The sequence below is a fragment of the Campylobacter novaezeelandiae genome (genome assembly GCF_004323845.1).
GTDB classification, from domain to species: domain Bacteria; phylum Campylobacterota; class Campylobacteria; order Campylobacterales; family Campylobacteraceae; genus Campylobacter_D; species Campylobacter_D novaezeelandiae.
This window is the reverse complement of the sequence record NZ_QPGR01000003.1, coordinates 22,289-45,737: the sequence shown is the minus strand read 5'-3', so window position 1 is coordinate 45,737 and position 23,449 is coordinate 22,289. Positions and strand designations below refer to the sequence as shown.

19 protein-coding genes, 1 tRNA gene and 3 pseudogenes are annotated in these 23,449 nt (G+C 27.9%); 9 read left to right on the top strand and 14 right to left on the bottom strand.

The genetic code is table 11. The features are described from left to right. Nucleotides 1–69: 69 nt before the first annotated feature. From DU473_RS02405 to DU473_RS08240, 4 genes are all read right to left on the bottom strand, one after another. Entirely contained in the window at nucleotides 70–588 is a 519-nt protein-coding gene (locus DU473_RS02405) for a MotE family protein (RefSeq protein WP_131163107.1), read from the bottom strand. Further along, nucleotides 581–1,009, bottom strand: a complete 429-nt coding sequence (locus DU473_RS02400) for a flagellar export protein FliJ (RefSeq protein ID WP_131186463.1) — start codon at nucleotides 1,007–1,009, stop codon at nucleotides 581–583. The genes DU473_RS02405 and DU473_RS02400 overlap by 8 nt, the downstream gene beginning before the upstream one ends. After that, the gene (locus tag DU473_RS02395) at nucleotides 1,006–2,256 is read right to left on the bottom strand and encodes an adenylosuccinate synthase (RefSeq protein ID WP_131186462.1); all 1,251 of its coding nucleotides are present in this window, start codon (nucleotides 2,254–2,256) and stop codon (nucleotides 1,006–1,008) included. The genes DU473_RS02400 and DU473_RS02395 overlap by 4 nt, the downstream gene beginning before the upstream one ends. A gap of 18 nt (nucleotides 2,257–2,274) precedes the next feature. Next, nucleotides 2,275–2,372: transfer RNA gene (locus DU473_RS08240), tRNA-Sec, on the bottom strand. A 164-nt stretch (nucleotides 2,373–2,536) separates the two neighbouring features. Between DU473_RS08240 and yedE the strand changes: the two genes are divergently transcribed. From yedE to yedF (DU473_RS02380), 3 genes are all read left to right on the top strand, one after another. After that, the gene (yedE, locus tag DU473_RS02390) at nucleotides 2,537–3,724 is read left to right on the top strand and encodes a selenium metabolism membrane protein YedE/FdhT (protein WP_131163104.1); all 1,188 of its coding nucleotides are present in this window, start codon (nucleotides 2,537–2,539) and stop codon (nucleotides 3,722–3,724) included. Between the two features lie 11 nt (nucleotides 3,725–3,735). Beyond that, complete coding sequence (locus DU473_RS02385) at nucleotides 3,736–4,575, top strand: pirin family protein (RefSeq protein WP_131186461.1); 840 nt, start codon at nucleotides 3,736–3,738, stop codon at nucleotides 4,573–4,575. 65 nt (nucleotides 4,576–4,640) lie between these two features. Then, complete coding sequence (gene yedF / locus DU473_RS02380) at nucleotides 4,641–4,868, top strand: sulfurtransferase-like selenium metabolism protein YedF (RefSeq protein WP_131163102.1); 228 nt, start codon at nucleotides 4,641–4,643, stop codon at nucleotides 4,866–4,868. A gap of 141 nt (nucleotides 4,869–5,009) precedes the next feature. Here yedF (DU473_RS02380) and selD read toward each other — a convergent pair whose 3' ends face one another. From selD to fdhD, 5 genes are all read right to left on the bottom strand, one after another. After that, nucleotides 5,010–6,035 (bottom strand): selenide, water dikinase SelD, encoded by a 1,026-nt coding sequence (gene selD / locus DU473_RS02375; protein ID WP_131163101.1) that lies wholly within the window; start codon nucleotides 6,033–6,035, stop codon nucleotides 5,010–5,012. A gap of 8 nt (nucleotides 6,036–6,043) precedes the next feature. After that, nucleotides 6,044–6,616, bottom strand: a complete 573-nt coding sequence (gene yedF / locus DU473_RS02370) for a sulfurtransferase-like selenium metabolism protein YedF (RefSeq protein ID WP_131163100.1) — start codon at nucleotides 6,614–6,616, stop codon at nucleotides 6,044–6,046. Nucleotides 6,617–6,697: 81 nt separating this feature from the next. Continuing rightward, complete coding sequence (gene ccaA / locus DU473_RS02365; RefSeq protein WP_131163099.1) at nucleotides 6,698–8,800, bottom strand: aspartate chemotaxis receptor CcaA; 2,103 nt, start codon at nucleotides 8,798–8,800, stop codon at nucleotides 6,698–6,700. Nucleotides 8,801–8,878: 78 nt separating this feature from the next. After that, complete coding sequence (locus DU473_RS02360; RefSeq protein ID WP_131186495.1) at nucleotides 8,879–9,580, bottom strand: winged helix-turn-helix domain-containing protein; 702 nt, start codon at nucleotides 9,578–9,580, stop codon at nucleotides 8,879–8,881. A gap of 16 nt (nucleotides 9,581–9,596) precedes the next feature. Then, nucleotides 9,597–10,382: a formate dehydrogenase accessory sulfurtransferase FdhD gene (gene fdhD, locus DU473_RS02355; protein ID WP_131163098.1), complete on the bottom strand. Its 786-nt coding sequence runs from the start codon at nucleotides 10,380–10,382 to the stop codon at nucleotides 9,597–9,599. Between the two features lie 361 nt (nucleotides 10,383–10,743). On the opposite strand from fdhD, the pseudogene hsdR reads away from it, so the two are divergent. The 6 genes and pseudogenes from hsdR (at nucleotide 10,744) to DU473_RS02320 (ending at nucleotide 19,936) form a co-directional block, all read left to right on the top strand. Next, nucleotides 10,744–13,048 (top strand): annotated as a pseudogene (gene hsdR, locus DU473_RS02350) (EcoAI/FtnUII family type I restriction enzme subunit R). Then, nucleotides 13,017–13,980, top strand: a pseudogene (locus DU473_RS08610) (HamA C-terminal domain-containing protein). The pseudogenes hsdR and DU473_RS08610 overlap by 32 nt, the downstream one beginning before the upstream one ends. Beyond that, a complete protein-coding gene (locus DU473_RS02335) occupies nucleotides 13,973–16,075 on the top strand; it encodes a DEAD/DEAH box helicase (RefSeq protein WP_131163096.1) in 2,103 nt (700 codons plus the stop codon). The pseudogene DU473_RS08610 and the gene DU473_RS02335 overlap by 8 nt, the downstream one beginning before the upstream one ends. Nucleotides 16,076–16,478: 403 nt before the next feature. After that, a pseudogene (locus DU473_RS02330) lies at nucleotides 16,479–17,255 on the top strand (restriction endonuclease subunit S); the annotation flags it as partial. Nucleotides 17,256–17,374: 119 nt separating this feature from the next. After that, a complete protein-coding gene (locus DU473_RS02325; protein ID WP_131163095.1) occupies nucleotides 17,375–18,445 on the top strand; it encodes a Fic family protein in 1,071 nt (356 codons plus the stop codon). Then, the gene (locus DU473_RS02320; protein ID WP_131186458.1) at nucleotides 18,446–19,936 is read left to right on the top strand and encodes a type I restriction-modification system subunit M; all 1,491 of its coding nucleotides are present in this window, start codon (nucleotides 18,446–18,448) and stop codon (nucleotides 19,934–19,936) included. 77 nt (nucleotides 19,937–20,013) lie between these two features. Here the strand turns inward: DU473_RS02320 and DU473_RS02315 are convergent, their stop codons facing one another. From DU473_RS02315 to DU473_RS02295, 5 genes are all read right to left on the bottom strand, one after another. Beyond that, nucleotides 20,014–20,772 carry a carboxymuconolactone decarboxylase family protein gene (locus tag DU473_RS02315; RefSeq protein ID WP_131165740.1) on the bottom strand — a complete coding sequence of 253 codons (759 nt, stop codon included), beginning with the start codon at nucleotides 20,770–20,772 and terminating at the stop codon, nucleotides 20,014–20,016. A 200-nt stretch (nucleotides 20,773–20,972) separates the two neighbouring features. Beyond that, on the bottom strand, nucleotides 20,973–21,371 hold the full coding sequence (locus DU473_RS02310) for a putative quinol monooxygenase (RefSeq protein ID WP_262867656.1): 399 nt from the start codon (nucleotides 21,369–21,371) through the stop codon (nucleotides 20,973–20,975). Next, nucleotides 21,355–21,774, bottom strand: coding sequence for a cupin domain-containing protein (locus tag DU473_RS02305; protein WP_131163092.1), 420 nt, complete (start codon nucleotides 21,772–21,774; stop codon nucleotides 21,355–21,357). The genes DU473_RS02310 and DU473_RS02305 overlap by 17 nt, the downstream gene beginning before the upstream one ends. A 49-nt stretch (nucleotides 21,775–21,823) precedes the next feature. Further along, nucleotides 21,824–22,801 (bottom strand): aldo/keto reductase, encoded by a 978-nt coding sequence (locus DU473_RS02300; protein ID WP_131163091.1) that lies wholly within the window; start codon nucleotides 22,799–22,801, stop codon nucleotides 21,824–21,826. A 115-nt stretch (nucleotides 22,802–22,916) separates the two neighbouring features. Further along, a complete protein-coding gene (locus DU473_RS02295; RefSeq protein WP_131165724.1) occupies nucleotides 22,917–23,411 on the bottom strand; it encodes an NAD(P)H-dependent oxidoreductase in 495 nt (164 codons plus the stop codon). Nucleotides 23,412–23,449 lie beyond the last annotated feature (38 nt).

Here is a 23,449-nt window from a genome sequence, read left to right as displayed (position 1 = left end):
TCTTTAAGCCTTTTAAAAATAATTTTACAATAATAGCTTATTTTAGGTAAAAGAATATTAAAATAAGTCTTAATTTGAACTTGTATTATTATCCATATTTTTAAGCAATAATGTAAGTTCAGATGCTTTCTTAGGATCCATTTTTGAAAGAACTCCTGAAATTTTTCTCGACTCTAAAGAAAGCATTATTTTACTCGCATCTTCAGCATCCATTTGACTTAATACATTGGCAATAGCAGCATCTTTCATTTGAGAATAAATTTCTTTTACTCTTCCTTCTGTTTTTTCATTAATAGTGTCTAATATTTTTTTCTTTTCTTCTAAAAGCCTAGCATTTTCTTTTTTTAAACTATCAATCTGTGCTAAAGTAGCATTTACTTCTGCTTCTTTTGTGGCTAGTTCTTGCATTTTTTCTTTTTGTAAGGCTTCAAAAGAAGCTTTAAAAGCTTCTAAAGACTGTCTTGCTTCATCAAATTCTCTTGTCTGAAGTTCTAATTGAGCTTTTTTTGATTCAAAATATTGTTCACAATTTTGTTCAGCTTGTAAAGATAAAACCAATAAAAAAAATGAAAATATTATCCTACTCATCTTTTTCCTTTTTAACAAATCTACTTATAGCCAATTCATCGAGAAATTTTTCTTCAACTTTTTGCATTTCTTTAAGTTTCTTCTTTATTTCTTGTGTATTTAAAATTTTTATTTTTTCATAATCTAAATGAGCTTTTTTATATAAAAACTCATAATGGTTCATTTCTTTTTTAGACAACTCAACTTTTTCTTTTGCTCTTTTTAAAGCCTCTTTTGCAATGCTAGCTATTTGAAGTTTTGATCTTAATTCTTGAACATTTCCTGATTTAGGCAAGACATTTAAATCATAAAACTCTTGCCTAGAAAGTTCAAAATTTTTTTCATTTTCTAATTTTCTTTGTTTAGCTTGACTTAAATTTAGCTCAGCTTTATCAAGTTGTTGTTTTCTTACCTCAACAATTGAACTATATTTACTCTTCATAAAATAATAGTATCATCCCTCTCAGGACTTGTAGAAATAAATTTTACTTTAACTCCTACAAGCTCTTCTAATCTTGCTATATACTCTTTAGCTTCTTTAGGTAATAAATCATAATCTTTTATTCCAAAAACTTTATCCCAACCTTGTAATTCTTCATAAATAGGTTTAACATTTTCTAAGTCATTTGGTATATAATCAATAACATCACCGTTATATTCATAGGCTTTGCAAATTTTAATTTTTTCAAAACCATCTAAAACATCTAGTTTCGTTAAAGCTAAAAAATCAAGTCCATTTAATCTTGCTGCATACTTAACAGCTATAGCATCAAACCAACCGCAGCGTCTTTTGCGTCCAGTGCTTACGCCAATTTCTTTACCAATCTGAGCAATCTTCTCACCCTCTTGCGTTTTATCTTCTGTTGGAAAAGCTCCATTGCCAACTCTTGTAGCATATGCTTTAATAATACCTATGATTGATCCTATTTCTTTAGGATTTAAACCAAGTCCAGTAAGCGCTCCTGCTGAAATAGTATTTGAGCTTGTAACATAAGGATAAGTTCCATGATCTATATCAAGCATAGAACCTTGGGCTCCTTCTAAAAGAACTTTCTTATCTTCATCTAAAGCCTTCCAGAGCATTCTTGTAGTATCTGTAATATAAGGAGATAAAATTTCACTAAAACGTTTTAAATCCTCAAATAAAATTTTTTCCGTTGGAATTTCTACATTAAGAAATTCCAAAAAAATTTTATTTTCATTAAAATATTTTATTAAATCATCACACAATCTTCTTGGATTTAAAAGCTCTCCTACCCTATGACCAGTTCGATTAATTTTATCTGCATAGGATGGACCTATACCTTTACCCGTTGTTCCAATAGCGTTTTTACCTTTTAATTTTTCCTTAGCAATATCTATTAAAGAGTGATGTTTTAAATTTAAATGCGCCTTATCGCTAATATACAATCTTCCTTTTAAATTATCAAATTGGGCCATTTCTGTGATAAGTACTTCGGGAGAAACAACAACACCATTTCCAATGATATTAATACTCCTTGGATGTAAGATTCCAGAAGGTATAAGATGAAGAGCATAACGAATTCCATTTACCCATATAGTATGACCTGCGTTATGTCCTCCTGCACTTCTACAAACAAAATCATAATTTTCACATAATTTATCAACTATTTTGCCTTTTCCCTCATCACCCCATTGCACACCAACAACAATATCTGCTTTACTCATTTTTTATCCTTATTTGCATGGCGAGAAGATGAGAGAATCGAACTCCCCAAAGAATAGCCAGCTATTCTTTCATCTGATTTGAAGTCAGTGGCGATCACCAGATACACTTATCTTCCGTTGTTATTATAACCAAATAAAAAACAAAATATTATTAAAGTTATTTCTAGTTAAATTATTAAAATCTATATTAAATTATAAATTTTTGACAACTTTACCGATTTAACATATAATTTTTGTCTTTAGTATCAAGGTTTTGATAATTACAATTAGGAATTTTCTTATGAATTATTTCAAACAAAAATATTTAATTTCTTTTTGGAATAATACTCACGTTTTCATTTTACTTGGAATTTTAAGTGCTGTATATTTTGGAATTTTTGGCAATGTTTGGGCAGTTACTGGAGAATTTACACGATTAGGTGGAGAATTCTTAGAATTCTTAGGTATAAATTTGGAAAAATACTCATACTATCAAAAACAAAATTTAGAAGGCAATATTTTCACCAGAATAGATGGAATTATGATTCTTGGTATGTTTATGGGTTGTTTTATTGCAGCTTTATTATCTAATAAATTTAAAATTCGCTTTCCAGCTAGCAAAATACGTATCTTTCAAGCCATTGTAGGAGGAATTCTCTCAGGTTATGGCGCTAGACTTGCTTTTGGATGCAATCTTGCCAATTTTTTTACAGGACTTCCTTATTTTTCCTTTCATACTTGGATTTTTACTTTTTTTATGATTTTAGGTATTTATGCAGGTGTAAAAATTTGTAATATTTCTTTTTTTAAACCAAAAGCTAAATTAATACGTGTTGATAAAAAAAATAAACCCTTAAAAAATAATACCTTATTTGAAAAATTTTATTTTTTACTCGCAATAGTGTTATTTATAATGTTTTTATTCTTAGTAATTTATCTTTTTTTAAAAAATGGAGACATTAATCTTCAAAATAAAAAAAGTCTTTTAACTTTAGCTTTAATTTTTGGTTTTATTTTTGGTTTTTTGATAGCTAAAGGTCAAATTTGCTTTACCTCTTGTTTTAGAGATTTATTTTTATTCAAAAGAGACAATCCTTTAAAAGCAGCATTAATAGCAATGATGCTTGCAAGTATTATAGCCTTTGCTTTTATCTTGCAAGGACACACAAGCAAAATAATAGAAATTTCACCTGCTCTTATGTTAGGAGCTTTTTTATTTGGTTTTGGTATAGTCTTTGCAGGGGGTTGTGAGTGTGGTTGGACTTATAGAGCTTTTGAAGGACAAATTCACTTTATGATAGCAGGTGTTGCTAATATTGTAGGAACTATGATTTTAGCATTGAGCTATGATTTATTGCCTTATTATTTTATAAATGGTATAAAAATCAATCTATTAAATACTTTTGGAAATTTAGGGGGCTTAAGCATAAATCTTTTATTATTTTTATCACTTTTTATTTGGGCTATAATATATAAAAAATTTTTTTAAAAGGAGTATCAATGCAAAGAAAAATAGAAAAACTTATATGCGGAAGAGAAACTATAGATGGTGCTGGAGTAAAACTTACAAGAGTTTTAGGGCCACAAACTATAAAAGAATTTGATCCTATTTTAATGCTTGATTGTTTTGATAGTACAAATTTTAATGATTATAAAGCAAGTTTTCCTATGCATCCACATAGAGGCATTGAAACTATAAGTTATGTTTATGAAGGCTCTATGACTCACAAGGATAGTTTAGGAAATACAGATACTATACAAAATGGACAAGTTCAATGGATGAGTGCTGGAAGTGGAATTTTACACGAAGAAATTTTACATCCTTCTACAAGAATGCTAGGCGTACAACTATGGCTTAACTTACCTCAAAAAGATAAAATGAGTGATCCTTTTTATAAAAGCATTAAAGAAGATGAGATTAAAGAACTTGAGCTAGAAAATGGCAAAATGAGAATCTTAGCAGGAGAATATCAAGGTGAAAATGGATATAAAAGCAAATTTTTGCCTTTTGATTATTATGACATTCACTTAAATCCTAATGCAACACAAATGATTCATACAAAAAAAGACTATTTTGTTATGCTTTTTTTACTACAAGGAGACGCTTTTATTAATGATCAATTAGTGAAAGAAAAAACAGCAATAAAACTTAGTTTAGGAGAGTATTTTGAACTAAAAAGTACGGATAAAAAAGCTCAAATTCTTTTTATGAGTTCTACACCTTTAAATGAGCCTTGTGAATGGGGTGGGCCTATAGTTATGAATACCAAAGAAGAGTTAAATTTGGCTTTTGAAGAGCTAAGAAATGGAACTTTTTTAAAAACAAATACTAATTATTAAAAATGAAAATGATTTATAAGCCTATTTAAATCATTTTAAAAAATATTTTTATTAAAAGGATAAGAATGATTATAAATTATACCCTAAATTTAGAAGGCGAAGCTTGTCCTTATCCAGCTATTGCTACTTTAGAAATCTTGCCTCAGCTTAAAAGTGGCGAGATTTTAGAAGTTTTATGTGATTGTCCTCAAAGTATTAATTCTATACCTAAAGATGCTCAAAATCGCGGTTTTAATGTGCTTAAAATCGAACAAAGCGGACCTACTTTAAGGTTTTTAATCCAAAAACCTTAAATTCCTTCAAGCTCAGCTACTAGACTATTAATTTGCTCCCTTAAAATGCTTTGACGTTTTATTTTGTTAATTTATTTAGAATTTAAAATCAATAAAATATTTTATTTTTACTCTATTTTTCACTTTGCTAATGACATAATTTTATTTAAAAAGAAAACTTTCTTTTTGTTTTGATAAAACCTTTGCTATGATACTAGCCTCAATACCTTCATCTTTTAAATTTTTTAAAAGATCTAAAGCTTCATTTTCATCAACAGAAATCAAAAGCCCTCCTGAAGTTTGAGGATCGCATAAAATAAGCTCTTCTTCTGTAATCAAAGGATAAAAATCTTTAATAAATTCAAAATTTTTATAAGCTCCATTTGGGATTAATCCCATATCAAAATACTCTTTTGCTCCACTTAAATAAGGAATTTGGTCTTTGAAAATTTCAAAACTAATTTGATTATTTAACATTTCTTTTAAATGACCCAAAAGTCCAAAACCAGTCACATCACTCATAGCATTTATTTTAAATTTTAAGGCAATCCTTGAAGCCTTTAAATTTAAACACATCATACTTTCAAGCATATCATTTAAATATTTAGTTTTTAAAAGCTTAGCTTTTAAAGCTGTACTTAAAATACCCGTTCCCAAAGGTTTGGTTAAGATAATTAAATCGCCTATTTTAGAAGTATTATTAGCTATAAATTTATTAGGATGAACTTTACCAGTAACGCTAAGACCGAAAAAAAGCTCATTGCTCTCTATAGTATGTCCTCCAGTAACCAATCCTCCACACTCTTTAACTTTATCATTTGCTCCTTCTAAAATTTCTTTTAAAACATCTAAAGAGTGATTTTTACTGTCAAAACCTACAATATTTAAAGCATTAGCCACTTCTGCACCCATGGCAAAAATATCACTTAAAGCATTTGCAGCAGCTATGGCACCAAAATGATACGCACTATCTACTATAGGGGTAATAAAATCTAAAGTTTGCACTAAAGCTAAATCATCATTTAGCTTATATACACTTGCATCTTCATTATTATCAATACCACTTAGCAAACAAGGAGAGCTTTGCATAAAACTTAAAATTGTTTTAAGACCACCCGGGTTTAGTTTTGCTGCTCAACCTGCTGCTTTAACAAAATATGTTAAATTTTGATTTTTATACTGCTTCAAAATACACCTTATAAAGTAATAATTTTTGCTTTACCAAAAAGCTCATTTAAAATTTCATAAGCATTGCCAATATTGCCTATTTTAAGTTCATTTGTTTTACCGAAAAACTCTAAACAAGCTCCACAACTAATAATTTCAACACCTAAATTTTCCAATTCTTTCATAACCTTATAAGCTTTATGATTTTCATCTGTATTAATTAAAACACTTTCATTAACACAAAGAATTTTACTTGGAATATAATCTATATTTTTTAAATTATCCAAAAAACCAACAAATAACTTTTCTCCTAATTCTCCAGATCCTATTTTATCAGTTTTTAAAAACAAGACATTATACTCATTTACATTTGCTTGATTTAAATTTATATCCCTTTTATAAACTTTGATATAGCTTTCATTTTTAAAATCTTCAACACTAGGATTTAAATTTAAAGAAGTTAAAAATTTTAATATATTGTTTTTTGAAACAGAAGAATTTATAAGAATTTCTAAAACTTCACCCTCATTGAGGTTTTCTAAAGCATTTTTGGTTTCAACTACTGGCATAGGACAAGTAAGATCACGACAATCAATTTTCATAATTTCCCTTAAATCATATGAAAACTAAAAAAGTAATTTCAATTTAAAAATATTAAAATATCCGCTTAAAGCGGATAAAAATTAGAATTTTTTCTTATTAACATCATCTAAAATAGCATTTGAAATTTTATCAACTTGATTAGCAATATCATTTGTTGCATTGGTTACTCCAACATTTTCTTTAGTAATACTTTCAAGTTTAGCTATAGCTTCATTAATTTGAGAAATTCCTTCTGTTTGCTCTTTAACGGACTCTGAAACTTCATTAACGCTTTGAACAAGTATATTAATATTTGCTTCAATTTCAGAAAGACTTTTTCCAGTTCTTTCAGCCAATTGTCTTACCTCATCAGCAACAACAGCAAAGCCTCTTCCATGCTCTCCTGCACGTGCTGCTTCAATAGCTGCATTTAATGCCAAAAGATTGGTTTGATCTGCTATATCTTTAATCACGCTTACAATATTTTTAATATCTTCTGCTTGACTTGCAACATCAACTGTTTTTGAACTAACACTATGCATTGATGAACTAATTTGCTCAACTGCTGCAGCAGATTGTTCTAAAGAATTTGCCTGCAAATTGGAACCTTCAGTTAATTTGTGCATTGAAGTTTTTAATTCTTGAGATTGACTTGCCAATTCTTTAGCAAAATCTGAAGAAGCAACAAGCATTTTTTTAATCTCTTCTCCTAGAATATTAGTTGTAATTTCAACTTCACCTTTAGCATTTTTTACTTCAGTAGTAAAATTTAGTGCTTTATAACTATCAAAAACACGGTTAATTTCATTCATATTTGAACCAATTTTATTTTGTAAAACATCAAGCATTTTATTTAATACATTCTTAAGTTCAACAAGCTGAGGATTAGCTGGATTTTTAGTAATTCTAGCCGTTAAATTACCAAGTTCTATTTCTTTTGCTGTTTGAGCTGATTCTTTAATGGCATCTTCATCTTGCATCAAAGAGCTTTTTGTTTTTTCGATATTTGCATTGATAATCTCACTCATTTTACCAAGTTCATCATTAGCTCTTACTTTAATTGTTTGAAGTTGAACTTTTTCATGATTTAAAAAGCGGAAAAATAATTCTAAAGAATTTAAAATAATAGGAAGTCTTGAACCAACTATTTTTTGCACACAATAATATACAACTGCTAAAACAAAGATAACAAAAAATAAAGAAGCTCCAATAATCATTAATTGTATTTTCTTTAAAGGCTCAAATACAGAATATTTAGGAGATACAACCATTACGCTCCATAATTTATCTCCGATTTTAAAAGGACTAATACTTAAATATGATTCAAGTCCGGTTGTAGAAATATAATTATTATAAATTCGATTTTCACCTTGTTTAATAGCTTGATAAATTTTATCATTTTCTTTTACATTATTAACTTCTTGAAGTTTTTTAAGGATTAAATTTTTATTTGGATGAATAGCTATTTCTCCATCAGAATTTAAAACTAATCTTAATTCTCCATCGTATAGTTGTGATTTTGGATCCAAAAGATATGATGCTACTTGATCAAAATCTAAAGTCATGCCTATAATTCCCACAACTTTATCTTTTTTATCAAAAATTGGAGAAGCTATATTTATTCCAAAAAACTCAGTATCTCCAAGTTTTATTTTAAGAGGTGCATTGCTATATATTTTATCCTCTCCATACCGAGCATTTTGTAGTATATCTTTTGTTGTTGGAAAATTTATAATTTCATCTGTAGCTTGAAGTATTTTAATACCACCTTTTTTAACATCTTCATCCTCATACAACATAACAAATTTACCACTTTGAGTTTTAAAAAATTTACTTTCTTCTTTAAAATATTCAGGTGGATCTAAAAGATATAAATAAGTAATATCAGCATTTGCACCATTATCAAGAACATTGGTAATAATATTTGTAATATTATCAATATCTAAATCATCTTTGCTTGTTGATCTAAACATATCTGTTAAAGTACTTGCTGCACTCTTATTTAAAGAGATGATCTCATCAATTATACCTTGAGTATGAGTAGCATATCCTTTAGAATTTGATTCGATAATATTTTCAGTATCTTTAATGATATTACTACTTACTTGTTTAGTAATAAGCATAATTAAAATAACTAAACCTAGTATTACAATAGCAGCTACTGATAAAACAAGCTTTAAACCTATATTTAAAGACTTAAACATTATTTCCTCCAGTAAAACTAATATTTACAACCCTAAATTATATAGCAATAAAAAGCAAAAAAAGCTTAAAATGAAATATTATTTTTTCTTACTAAGAAATAATTCTTTAAAACGTTTATTAGCATACTCTTCTATATCTTTTTGCAAAATACCAAAATTTTCCATAAGTTCTATAGCTTTAGGAGTTAATTTTGTTCCAGATTGTTTCGATCGTCCTTGTTTTGAGCTTACTAAAATCTCTTGAGAATTTTTTTGTAAAATCTGTAAATGCATCCAAGCTTTTTTATAATTTATTCCCATAAGTTTTGAAGCATTTAAAAGACTTCCTGTTTGCCCTATAAGCTCAAGAAGCTCTGTTTTTCCTTTGCCAAAAAGCAAATCTCCATCAGCATTTTCAATCCATGTCTTAGTTCTAACTATAAATTGTTTTCCCTTTTTTTCTTTAAAACAACCAAGTTTACAATACTTTACATCAACTTTATAAGTTTTCAATGCTGAGCGCATCGCTTTTAATCCACAACCTTCTTTAGCAACTTCTCTTGCTTTGCTACAAAAAATACGACGTTTTTCATCAAGATAAGGTTCAATTGATTTTAAAACCTCAATTTTTGCCTTTTCAAAATCTAAATGCCCAAATTGTCCCAACTCGCAATTATCAATCTTAATGCTATTTTCGTTGGCAATTTGTCCTATTTCTTCAATAGTTTTTGAAAATTTTTTAGCAATCTTAAAAGCTGTTCCACAATCTAATCTTTCGTTGCTGTTTAACATTTCTTTCATATAAGAAACAATTTGTTTATTTTGTATCAATTCTAAATTCCCCGCTATAAATATTGATTTTATTTTCTCTTGCAAAACCACAAAGTGTTAAATTAAATTTTCTTGCTATCATTACACCTAGACAAGTAGGTGCTGTTCTTGAAACAAGGATTGGAATCTTATGCATAACAGCCTTTGCAACCATTTCAGAGCTAAGTCTTCCACTTACCATTAAAAAACATTGACTTAAATCTACCCCAGCAAGTCTTGCCTTGCCTAAAGCTTTATCAATAGTATTATGTTGAGCTATATCTTCACCTATAAAAAAGGTATTTTCATCTACAAAAAGTTTTGCTGTATGCACACAACCTGTTTTTTCATAAAGATCACATTGAGTATAAAATTCGCTCATTTGTTTTAAAATTTCGTCTTTGCTAAAGCTAGTGGAACTTGCAATCTTACTTGCCTCAATAGCATTTGGATCAATATTTGCTGTATGAGCTCTACCACAACCGCTTATCACTACACCTTGTGCATTTAATTTAGCTAAATTTTCTTGATCAATCTTTGCTTTTATATGCACACTCATACCATCATCTTTGCTTTCTATGCTTTCAATATCTTTGGTTTTAGCAATGATGTTTTCACTCATTAAGTACCCTATAGCTAAGGCTTGTTCATCCACAGGAGTCGCCATTAAAGCTCCTACTTTTTCATCATTGACAAAAATCTCAAGTTTGATTTCTCTGACTAAAGTATCATCACAAGTAAAAACTTCATCGCCTTTGTATTTTAAAATCTGTGTTGTAAATAAAGGATCCATTAAAACTTCTTTAATCTAATTTTAAAGTATTATAGCAAAAAAGTATAAATAAATAGAGCTAACATTTTCTCTTGGTAAAATCATAGCCCTACTTTCAAGCTAATTAAATTTTAATCAAATAGTAAAATTAATTGGAAATATAAAAATTTAAATACCGCCAATCAAAGAAGTCATATGTTAGCAATATATTTTTAATCAATATTGACATTCTTAAACTTATATCACAACTTGATAGATTGCTTATGCTTTAGATTTAACTTTACCAATCATTATTTAGCATACAAGCAAATTTAGAAGCAAGATTTTTATTTACAATATGTTAAAATATATTTTTCATTATAAAATCATTTTAGGGCTAAAAATGCAGCTATCAGAACAAGATACAAGATCTAAACTTATAGATGAAAAATTAAAATTAGCTTCATGGAAAGAAGAAAATATCATAAGAGATTACTATTTTACCGATGGTCGCAAACTTATAGGCAATAAAAGAGCTAAGAGAAAATTTGCAGATTATTTGCTTAAATTTCAAAATAACAATCTTGCCATCATAGAAGCTAAAAAACAAAGTAAAGACGCTCTAGATGGCTTAACTCAAGGCATAGAATATGCCAGAATCTTAAATGTGCCCTTTGTTTATAGCAGTAATGGCGATAAAATTTATGAATACGATTTAAGAGTTTCAAGAGGTGAGTATATAGAAAAATTTCCAAGTCCAAGCGAACTTTTTGAGAGAATCTATGGAAACTTAAAAGAATGGCAATATAAACTTTTAACCCAAAGAGAATTATATCTACCACAAAAAACATTAAGATACTATCAAAAAATAGCCATAGATAAAGTCATAGAGGCTTTAATCAATGGCAAAGATAGAATTTTACTCACTCTTGCTACTGGCACAGGTAAGACGACCATAGCTTTTAATCTATGCTATCGCTTGCTTGAAGCAAGATGGAATAAAGAAAACAAAGATCAAAAACCTAAGATATTGTTTTTATGCGATAGAGTGAGTTTAAGAGATCAAGCCTTAGGAGAATTTAATCCTATAGAAAGCGATTGTAAAGCAATCAGTGCTGAAGAGATAAAGAAAAATGGTGGAAAAATCATAACAAATGCAAATGTTTTCTTTGGGATTTATCAAAGCTTAGCTGCAAATTCCAAAGAACAAGAAAATATCCAAGAAGAACAAGAGAGTAAATTTTATCTTCAATACCCAAAAGATTTTTTTGATCTTATTGTCATTGATGAGTGTCATAGAGGTGGAGCAAATGAAGAAGGAAGCTGGAGAGCTGTGCTTGAGTATTTTTCTTATGCGACTCAGCTTGGCTTAACAGCCACTCCAAAAAAAGAAGAAAATATAGACACTTATGAGTATTTTGGTGAGAGTGTTTATGACTATAGTCTTAAAAGTGGCATTGAAGATGGATTTTTAACCCCTTATAAAGTTAAACTCATAAAAACAACTTTGAGCGATGGCTACACTTATAACCCCGATGATTTGATACAAGGTGAGCTTGAAAAAGGCTTTTATAAACAAAGTGAATTTGAAAGAAATATCTTTTTACCAAACTATAATGACTTTATTGCTAAAAAAAATTTTAGAGCTTATAGACTCTATGGATAAAACTATCATCTTTTGTGTCAATCAAGCTCACGCAAGTGATATAAAAAGAGCTATAGATAAATACAAAAGTGTTAAAAGAGATGATTATTGCATAAGAGTTACAAGCGATGAAGATAAAATAGGGCTTGAGTATTTGAAACTGTTTCAAGATAATGATAAAAGCTATCCTGTCATACTAACAAGCTCTAAAATGCTCACAACCGGAGTAGATGCAAAAAATGTGCGAAATATAGTATTGCTAGCAAATATAGGCTCTATAGTAGAATTTAAGCAAATCATCGGGCGTGGCACTAGGGTCTATGAAGGTAAAGACTTTTTTACTATTTTTGATTTTGTCGGAGTTAGTAAGCTCTTTTATGATCCAAAATGGGATGGTGAAAAAATAGAAGAGTTAAAAGAAAAAGATGAAAAAGAAAAAATCATTAAAGAACATACAAAACAAACAAAAGAAGAAAACAAAGAGAAAAAGAGCGTAACCATACACCTAAAAGGCACAAAACTCAAGGTTTTAGATATCACAACAAGTTATGTAGGAGCACAAGATAAGCCACTTAGCACTAAGGAGTTTTTGGAATTTTTGATAGGAAAGCTTGGTGAGTATTATGATGATGAAGCAAAATTGCGTGAAATTTGGAGTGATCAAAAAAATAGAGAAAGATTTTTAAAAGCCCTTGCAAATGATGGAGTTGATGAAGATGCTTTAAAAGATCTTAGAGAAATTTTTCAAAAAGATTGTGATATATATGATGTTTTAGCACATTTAAGCTTTAATAGCGAGATAAAAACAAGACAAGAACGCGTTTTGCAAGTAGAAAATAGCGAGTTTTTAAAACGCTTCCAAAAAGAAAAGGCTATCAAATTTATAGAATTTTTACTAGATAGATATCAACAATACGGCATAAAAGATTTTGATGAAGGGCTAGCTCCTTTAATCGAGCTTAGTTCTTTGGGCAATATAAGAGAATTGGCCAATGAATTTGGTGGCTTAGAAATTCTAAAACAAAGTTTTGATGATTTGCAAAGGAAGATTTATGCAGGATAAAGAGATAGAAAATATAACAATAATAAATACCTATGTGAAAAATAAAAATGATGTTACTTTTGAGATTTGCCTTGATTCTGCAATTGATGATTCGTGCAGTAGATTTTTATTATCTTTAATTAATGATTATGAGGAAGGTAAGTGGAGATTTGAGAAATTTAATGATTATATAATGGATACATTAGCTGAGACTGCTTTATCAAAAAAAGAGAGAGAAGCCTTAGGAGAAAGATCATATTCCCTAATAAAACAATCTATTAAAAATTTAAATAAAAAAAAAAGGAGAAATAGGAGAAATTTTTCTTTATGGTATTATGAAGAAATACTATAACGCTTTACCTATTGTGCCTAAGATTTTTTATAAACAAAATACCAATGATTATGCAAAAGGTGCAGATAGTGTTCATCTAACTATAGAAAATCAAGAATGCCATTTATGGCTAGGTGAATCTAAAATTTATACAAATATAAAAAGTGCAATTGATGAGGCTATTGAATCTATTCAAGAACTTTTACAAAAAAATAAATTAAATAAAGAAAAGTCTATTATTACCAATTTAAATGATTTAGAGTTATATATGAAAGATAAAAAAGATGAAATTTCCGAAAAAAATATTAACAAGATTAAAAAGATTTTAAAACAAGAAGCTTCTATGGATGAATTAAAAAAAATTTTACATATTCCTATATCAATTATTTATCAGTGCTATATAACTAATCAGTACGATGAATTATCAGAAGAATATAAACAAAAAATAGCAAATTTTCACAAAGACCAAGCAAAAATAATAATTAAAAAAATTGCTGAAAAATTAGGTAGTATACACAACATACATGAAATAAAATTTCATATTATCTTATTTCCTGTACCTGAAAAAAATAAAATAGAAAATGACTTCATTAAAAATTTAGGAGCCTTTTCAAATGACTAGTGAGCAAATTTTTGATAAATGTGTAGAAATATATGAAATTTTAAATGATAACAACAAAGAAACAGAGGCTAAGAGAGGGCTTTTTTACTTGCTTGATGAAATTCAAGATAAAGCTTTATATCCACCTATACTAAATCATCTCATCAGGCAATTTGGTTTATATCCTTATATGAATCAATCCACTTCAATTTTAGAAGATAGATTCTTACTAGAATGTTTTAAAACAAATATAGGAGAAGATGAACCAAAGGTTTTACATAGGGAGCAATCAAGGGTTTTAAAAAGACTTTTAAGTAATGATAGTCTTATTTTATCTGCTCCAACAAGCTTTGGCAAAAGTTTTATTATTGATGCTTTAATAGCTATAAAAAAACCAAAAAATATACTAATCATTGTACCTACCATTTCTTTATTGGATGAGATAAGAAGAAGACTTGTAAAGAAATTTTACGACTATAAAATAATTACAACTACACAACAAACCGATCTTGAAAATAATAATATCTTTATTTTTTCTCCAGAAAGAGCAGTTGAATATTTTTTATTTATTCGCAAAGAAAATATAAGGCTTGATTTTTTTATTGTTGATGAGTTTTATAAGATATCAAAAGAATACGAAAATGAAAGATTTGCCCCATTGCAAAATGCTATTTTGAAATACACAAATATCTCCAGTCAAAGATATTATGTTTGCCCTAATATAGATAAGATAAATAATAAAAATAGTATTCTTTGTGAAGGAATGGAATTTGAATGCCTGAATTTTAATACTGTTTTTATCAATATTAATAAATGCTACAAGGAGCAAAATTTTAAAAAAGAACAAAAAATTATAGATATAATAAAAAGAGACGAAAAAACTCTAGTTTATACTAAAAGTCAAAATAGTATAAAGAATGTTTATACTATTTTATCAAAAAATGATGTTATAGAAAATTCAAATACTTTATTAGAAAATTTTTCAAAATGGCTATCAAAATATTATGGAAAGCATTACCTTAATGATGCATTAAAAATTGGTATAGGGATACATCATGGAAAGCTTCATAGATGCCTATCACAATTGCAAGTAAAACTATTTGATGAAAAGGATTTGTTAAAAACTATCATTTCCACCTCTTCTTTAATAGAGGGAATTAATATTCCAGCAAAAAATCTTATTTTATGGGATAATAAAAATGGATCAAAAATTATAAACCATTTGACTTATAAAAATATTATAGGCAGAAGCGGAAGAATGTTTAAATATTTTATAGGTGAAGTATATTTATTTGAATCTCCAAATGAAGATAATAATCAAGAAAAAATATTAGATGTAGAAATCAAATCAGAATCTTTGTCTATTAATGATGAAATAAACAATGAAATTCCGAATAATATACAAGTAGAAGTTGAAAATAATCAACTAAAAATAATAAAATTAATAGGAAAAGATAAATTCAATTTGCTTAAAAAAGAAGCTTCACTGAAAAATGATTTAGAAGTTATTATAAAAATAATTCAAATACTACAAAGTGAAGATTTTAATAGTGAAATTTTTACATATTTATTTAATGATGAACCGGATAAATGGTATATATTGTCTAAAATTGCAACTATAAGAGAGTTTCATTGTAAAAATATTAATGATATTAATAATGTTGAGTTAGTAAAAAAAATATCACGAAATTGGATTAAACCATTGCCAGAACTTATTAAAGATATGCAAATTGATTTAGATGATTTTTTTAAATTTGAAAACCATGTGGCTTTTAAAGTTGCATCGTTATTTTCTGATATTAACATTTTGCAAAAGATACTTTATCCTGAAAAGTGGATAGATATTTCAAGTTTTGTTGCAAAACTTTCAAATGCTTTTTTACCATCTGTGGTATATACTCTTGAAGAATTTGGGTTGCCTAGAATTATTTCTAAAAAACTTCATGAATGCAAATTTATAGATTTTGAAAATAAAGAATTAACACTAGAGCAAGTACTAGATAAATTTAAAGAATATACAACTGGTGATATAATTAATATATTAAAAGAAAATAATCTTTACGATGATTTTGAAGACTATATATTAAATTATTTTTATGATGGATTAGGAAAATAAAATGACAAATTTACCGCAGGGTTGGAAGAATTTTAATTTCGATAATATTTTTTACAGCCCAAGTTCTAAAAATTATCAATTAAATACTAAGGATTATTTAAACAAAGGTTGTATACCCATAATAGATCAATCTAAAAAATTTATTATTGGATATTCAAATAATTATGAAAAAGTATTTAAAATAAATAATTGTAATAACCATGCATAATTTTTGGCGATCACATTAGGGTTTTAAAATTTATAGATTTTGATTTTATTGTTGGTGCAGATGGGGTAAAATATTATTAAATAAAGACATAGAAAGATTTAATACAAAATTTTTATTTTTTCAACTATTATACAAAGAAATTCCATTATTAGGATATCGAAGGCATTTTAGTGTGCTCAAACAAAATACTTCAGTATTCCACCCCTTAAAGAGCAAGAAAGGATAGCAGGGATTTTAGATGAGAGTTTTGCAAATATAGATGAGAGTATAAAAGTTTTAGAGCAGGATTTGCTAAATTTAGATGAATTAATGCAAAGTGCATTGCAAAAAGCTTTTAATCCTTTAAAAGACAATGCTAAGGAAAATTATCAACTTCCGCAAAATTGGGAATGGAAAAGCTTAGGTGAAATTTGTTATATTACAGATGGTGCTCACAAAACTCCGCAATACATAGAAAATGGAATACCTTTTTTATCTGTAAAAAATATTTCTAAAGGTTTTTTTGATTTAAGTGATGTAAAATATATTTCACTAGAAGAACATAATAAGCTTATAAAAAGAGCTAAACCAGAATTTGGAGATATTTTAATTTGTCGTATTGGAACTTTAGGAAAAGCTATAAAAATTTCTTTAGAATTTGAATTTAGTATTTTCGTCAGTTTGGGGCTTTTAAAACCAAAAGTTAAAATCATAAGTGATTATTTGGCTTATTTTTTAAATTCTTATTTTATTGAAGGGTGGATTAATAATAAAGTTGGCGGTGGAACACATACTGCCAAATTAAATTTAAATATTCTGGAAAAATGCCCTATTGCACTTCCTCCACTAAAAGAACAAGAGCAAATCGTTTCGTATTTAGATGAACTTTCTTTAAATATAAAAAATTTAAAGCAAAATTATCAAACACAGATAAAAGATTTACAAGAACTTAAACAATCCTTGCTTGATAAAGCTTTTAAGGGAGAATTATAATGTTAAAAAATTTACCAAATTTTAACACATCAGCTTGACATGTTAAAAATTTTTGATTTTTTTAACATATTTTTTTATAATGTTAAAATTTTTAGAAAAAATTAACATATTGGAAAATTATGAAAGAATTTATACCTCAAAAATTGCCTTTAAATATAGAATTAAATGCAAATATTTATAAATTTACTATTAGAGCTTCTAGAAAATTAGCAGAGTTAAATGGACTTAGTAAAAGCATACCAAATCCAAGTATTTTAATCAATGCTTTGATTTTACAAGAAGCAAAAGATTCGAGTGAGATAGAAAATATCATCACAACACATGATGAACTTTTTTTATCTGATGTTGATGAAAACAAACTCACAAGAGCAGCAAAAGAAGTGAAAGATTATGAAAGTGCTTTGAAAAAAGGATATGAGTTATTAAAAAAAGAGCAATTATTAAGAAATGGACATATTTTAGAAATTCAAAAAAGATTAGAAAGAAATAATGCAGGTTTTAGAAAACAAAGTGGAACTATGCTTAAAAATCGTACCACAGGAGAAGTTAAACACATACCACCCCAAAATCCTAATGATATACAGGAACTTATGGGAAATTTGGAACTATACATTAACGATGATAGTTTAGATGAATTTGATTTTTTAGTAAAGATGGCAATTATACATTATCAATTTGAAAGCATTCATCCTTTTTATGATGGCAATGGCAGAACGGGTAGGATTATAAATATACTTTATTTAGTATATAAAGGACTTTTGGACTTTCCTATTTTATATCTTAGTGCTTACATAGTAAAAAATAAAGATGAGTATTATAAGCTTTTGCAAAAAGTGCGCGATGAAGGGGCGATTTTAGAGTGGATAGAATATATACTTAAAGGCATAGAGCAAACCGCTGTAAAAACTATTGAAACTATTATTAAGATAGAAAAAATGATGTCTAATGTAGGTGAAATTTTACAAAATAAAACAAATTTTTATAGTAAAGATTTTGTTGAGCTTTTGTTTTCTCATCCTTATACAAAGATAGATTTTTTAATAAAAAAATTAGACATTTCAAGACAAAGTGCTTCCAAATATCTTAAAATTTGTGAAAATTTAGGAATATTAGAGTGTATTAAAATGGGTAGAAGTAATTATTATATAAATATAGAACTTTTAAGACTTTTTAGAAAAGGGATTTTTTAAATGCAAAATAAAATAAATAAAATCACAGATATATTAAGACGTGATGATGGTATAAGTGGTGCTATGCATTATAGTGAGCAAATCAGCTGGATATTATTTTTAAAATTTTTAGATGATTATGAAGAAGAATTAAAACTAGAAGCTATCTTAGATGCGAAAAATTATAAAAGTATTTTAGAAGAAAAATTCAGCTGGAAAGCATGGGCAGCACCCAAAACAAACGAAGGTAAGCTTGATGTAAAAAATGCTTTGAGTGGAAGTGATTTGCTTAGTTTTGTCAATAATGAGCTTTTTCCCTATCTAAAAAGCTTTAAAGATAATGAAAATTTCAAAAGTATAGAGTATAAAATAGGCGGAATTTTTGAATTTATAGACAACCGCATAGCCAACGGACATACTCTAAGAGAGGTTATAAATTTAGTCGATGAGCTTAGCTTTAGCAAAGAAAGTGATGTATTTGCCTTAGGAGAAGTTTATGAAAAACTTTTAAAAGATATGGGAAGTGATGGAGGAAATAGTGGGGAATTTTACACTCCGCGTCCTTTAATAAAAGCTATAGTTGAAGTGATAAATCCTAAAGCAAAAGAAAGGATTTATGATCCTGCGTGCGGAAGTTGTGGGTTTTTAGTAGAAAGTTTTTTACATATTTTGTATGAAGATAGAACTAAAAATAAAAAGGCGAATTTAAGCGTAGAAGAGCTTGAATTTTTGCAAAATGAAGCATTATTTGGCAAAGAAAAAACTCCACTAAGCTATGCAATGGGTGTGATGAATATGATCTTACACGAAGTAAAATCCCCTAATATTATCAAAACCAACACCTTAAATAAAAAAATCACTGATATAACACAAAGTGAAAGATATGAAGTGATTTTGGCAAATCCACCCTTTGGTGGAAAAGAAAAAGAACAAATTCAAAACAATTTTCCTGTAAAGTCAAATGCTACTGAGCTTTTATTTTTACAACATATCTTAAAATCTTTAAACAACAATGGAAGATGTGCTATTATCGTGCCTGAAGGTGTGCTTTTTCAAAATTCCAATGCTTTTATAAGCGTAAAAAAAGATTTATTAGAAAATTTCAATCTCGAGTGTGTTTTAAGCCTGCCAAGTGGGGTATTTTTGCCTTATAGTGCAGTAAAAACTAATGTATTGTTTTTTTCAAAAGGAAAAAGTTGTATTTGTAGCGATGATGATAAGGTGTATTATTATGAACTTATACCACCTTTTAAACTCACTAAAAATAAGCCTTTAGAATACGCACATTTTAAAGAATTTCTAAAATGCTACAAAGAAAGAAAAATCACTGCTAATTCTTGGCTTGTTAGCAAAAAAGAGTTTGAAGAAAGAAATTATGATTTAAGTGCTAAAAATCCAAATTTAAAAGAAGAAAAAATCCTAAGAACTAGCGAAGAGATTTTAAATTCTTTAGAAGAAAATCTAAAAACACAACAAGAATATCTAAATGAGCTTAAAAGCATATTGAAGTGATTGCAAGTTTTTTGATAAAAACTAATTTACAAATAACTTCTAAGCTCAATTTACAATAAATATTTATTGCTTGCATTCTACTTTTTAATATCATCAAGCAAATTTAGAGCATTTAAAGCCTTTGGATAGCCAATATATGGAATAAGAGCTGCAATGACATTTAGCAACTCTTTTCTACTTTGTCCCATATTTAAATTTCCTTGTATATGGGCTCTTGTTTGATTTTCTAAACCACCATGAGAAATAAGATACACAAGTGTTAAAAGTTCTCTTGTCTTTAAGTCTAAACCTTTTCTCGTGTAATAATCTCCAAAACAATTTGCACTTAAAAAATCATTTATAAAAGCTTTGTCTTTTGGAGTAGATTCTATCATTTTAGTGATATTTGTCTTGCCAAATATAGTATCTTGTATTTCTCTTCCTTTCTCTTTACGATGATTAGATCTTATAGTCACATCTTGTGATTCTAGCGGTATAGCAACACCAGCTTCCTTAAATATATTATTACAAAGTATAAGAAAATCAAGCACTTTGGAAAAACCTATATAAGGCGTAGCCTGATAAATTGTCTCTTTAATTTCTACAGGTTTTATATTGTTTTTTATTGCAGTTTTTACAAAAATAGAAAATTCATTTCTTCCGCCAGAAGCAAGAGTAGAAGCGATAACAATAAGAAAATAATCTCTTTCTTTTAAATTTGCCTTTATAAAACTCTCGCCAAATGCAAAATTAATATAATTTGTAAAATACTCTTTATCACTTTGCATAAGTGATAAATTTTCCACTTTTCCAAAAAATCTTTCAAAAATTTCTTTTGCTTTTTGTATTAATTGCATAGTCTTCCTTTGATATTGTGCTGTTTATAAAATATGAGAAAAAGCAATTTGATAATCCTAATAATATAAAAGTTTTTAAACTTAAATTAAAAAACTTCTACGATTTACTATTTTCAAATCTTTTTATCTTCTCAATCTTTATAAAGCAATGATTAAAATCTTGACACTATTTCTTAAATAAAAAGAACTTGCCAAAAAATCTAAAATTCTTTATTTAATCGCATATTAGGACTTAAAGCCTCCAATGGAATAAATTTCAAGCTTTTTACCATATGCAAAGTGCTTTGTTTATATCTTTGAAAATGTTTGCTTTCTATATGCTTTTGATAACTTTTTTCATCTTTATAAGATTCTACAATACTAAATTTGCAAGGATTATCTTTATGGGATAGAGCATAAAGTACTAAAACTCCATCTTCTTCTCTTACACTTAATTCACTTTCTTCTTTTAGAATTTTTTTGTATTCTTCTAAATATCTACAATCAATTTCTATTTCTGAAATTTTAACACTCATAAATTCTTGTGCTTGCATATTAACTCCTAAAATAAAAAATAAAGCTAACGCCATTAATTTTATAATTTTATTTTTTTGCTTCATCTAATGCCTCCTTATATTCTTCATCGCTTACAAGCTCAAGCCATTCTACATTTTTGCCATCTTTTTCACCCGTAAGTGCTATATGCGCCCCACTACTTGTATTGGTTGCACCATGAAAATGTTTTACCCCTATAGGACAACTTATCACATCACCTTTTTTGGCAATAAATGCTTTTTGCCCTGGTACTTTTGTAAGAATTTCTCCGTTTGTAACAATTAAAGTTTGTCCTTGTGGATGTGTATGCCACGCACTTCTTGCACTAGGCTCAAATTCAACTAAGGCTCCGCTAAAATTCCTCCACTCATTTGACTTAAACATCATAGAAATTTTTACATTTCCACTAAAAATTTTATTATCTCCTTTAAAATTTCCATGGATTCCTTTACTTTCAAGCTCTTGCATTTGTACTCCTTTAACAAAACTATATAAAATCATTATAAGAAATAAACTTTTATTTCCCAACTCTAAGAGCTGCTTCACCTGCATAGCGATCCCCTTTGATTGTTATTTTGTTTAAGATACTTTTTAGGTGATTTAATTCTTCTTGGGTAAAATTAATATTAACAGCGTTAATGTTTTCTTCTAATCTTTGCAAATTTGTTGTTCCAAAAATAGGTGCAATAAATGTCTTTTGCGCTAAAACCCAAGCAAGAGCAATTTGTGCTAAAGTGGCATTTTTAGATTTTGCTATATCTTCTAATGCATAAACTAAATCTAAATTAGCTTTTAAATTCTCACTTTTAAAACGTGGAACTTGTGATCTAAAGTCATTATTTTCAAAAGTAGAATTTGCATTAAATTTACCTGCTAAAAATCCTTTTCCTAAAGGAGAAAAAGGAACAAAACCTATATTTAATTCTTCTAAAACTTTTAAAAGTTCATTTTCTGGTTCTCTCCACCATAAAGAATACTCACTTTGCACCGCACTAAGCGGGAATACTGCATGGGCTTTTTTAATACTTTGAATTCCTGCTTCACTCATACCCCAAGCTTTAATTTTTCCTTCTTTATAAAACTCGCTCATTAAATTAGCAACTTCTTCAACTGGAACATTTGTATCAACTCTATGTTGATAATAAAGATCTATACAATCTGTTTGCAAACGCTTCAAACTGCCTTCTAAACTTTGTCTGATTTTACTAAGTGTGCTATCGACAATTTGCTTAGTGCCCTCAATCCTAATGCCAAATTTTGTTGCTAATACCACTTCATTTCTAAAAGATTTTATTGCTTTGCCTACTAATTCTTCGTTAGTAAAAGGACCATATACTTCGGCTGTATCAAAAAAATCAATACCAAGATCCTTTGCCTTATGAATAAGTGTTATCATCTCTTTTTCATCTTTAGCTTCTCCATAACCAAAGCTCATTCCCATACAACCAAGTCCTAAAGCACTCACTTCCAAATTTCTTAATTTTCTTTTTTGCATTTTTATTCCTTTTATGATTATAAAAATAGCCTTTATTTTGCGACTTTTAAAAAGCTTTTTTGAGTAAAGATAAACTTAATAACTTATAACAAAAACTATTTTGAATTAATAAATATTAATCTATACCAAGCACTTTTTTATAAGTATTTAAGTCAAGAGTATTAATGTTTGCATTAAAAATAGCATAGGGCTTAACACTCTTACAGCCTAAATACTCAAAACTATAATAAATAGGTTTTAAAAGCTCTTCTAAAGTAGCACCATAATGCCCATCATAGCTTTGCTCGGCACCGCCTAAAGTTGTAATAACTTGAAAAAATTTACCTTTTAAAAGCTCTTTTTCGCCATATAAAATTGCACTTAAAACTCTATCTTGCCACTCTTTAAGTAAACTTGGAGTGCTAAACCAAAAAAGAGGAAATTGAAAGATGATTTTATCTGTTTCTTTTAACAAAATAAGTTCTTTATCAATATCAATTTTTCCATCATTATAACTTGTACTAAGATTGTGAATTTTTAAATTATTTTTATCTTTTATGCTTTCTAATAAAGCACGATTTACTTTTGAATCTTTCCAAAAAGTATGAGCAAAAACAATTAAAGTTTTCATTTTATCTCCTTCTAGTATAAAATATAAGGTTATTAAAT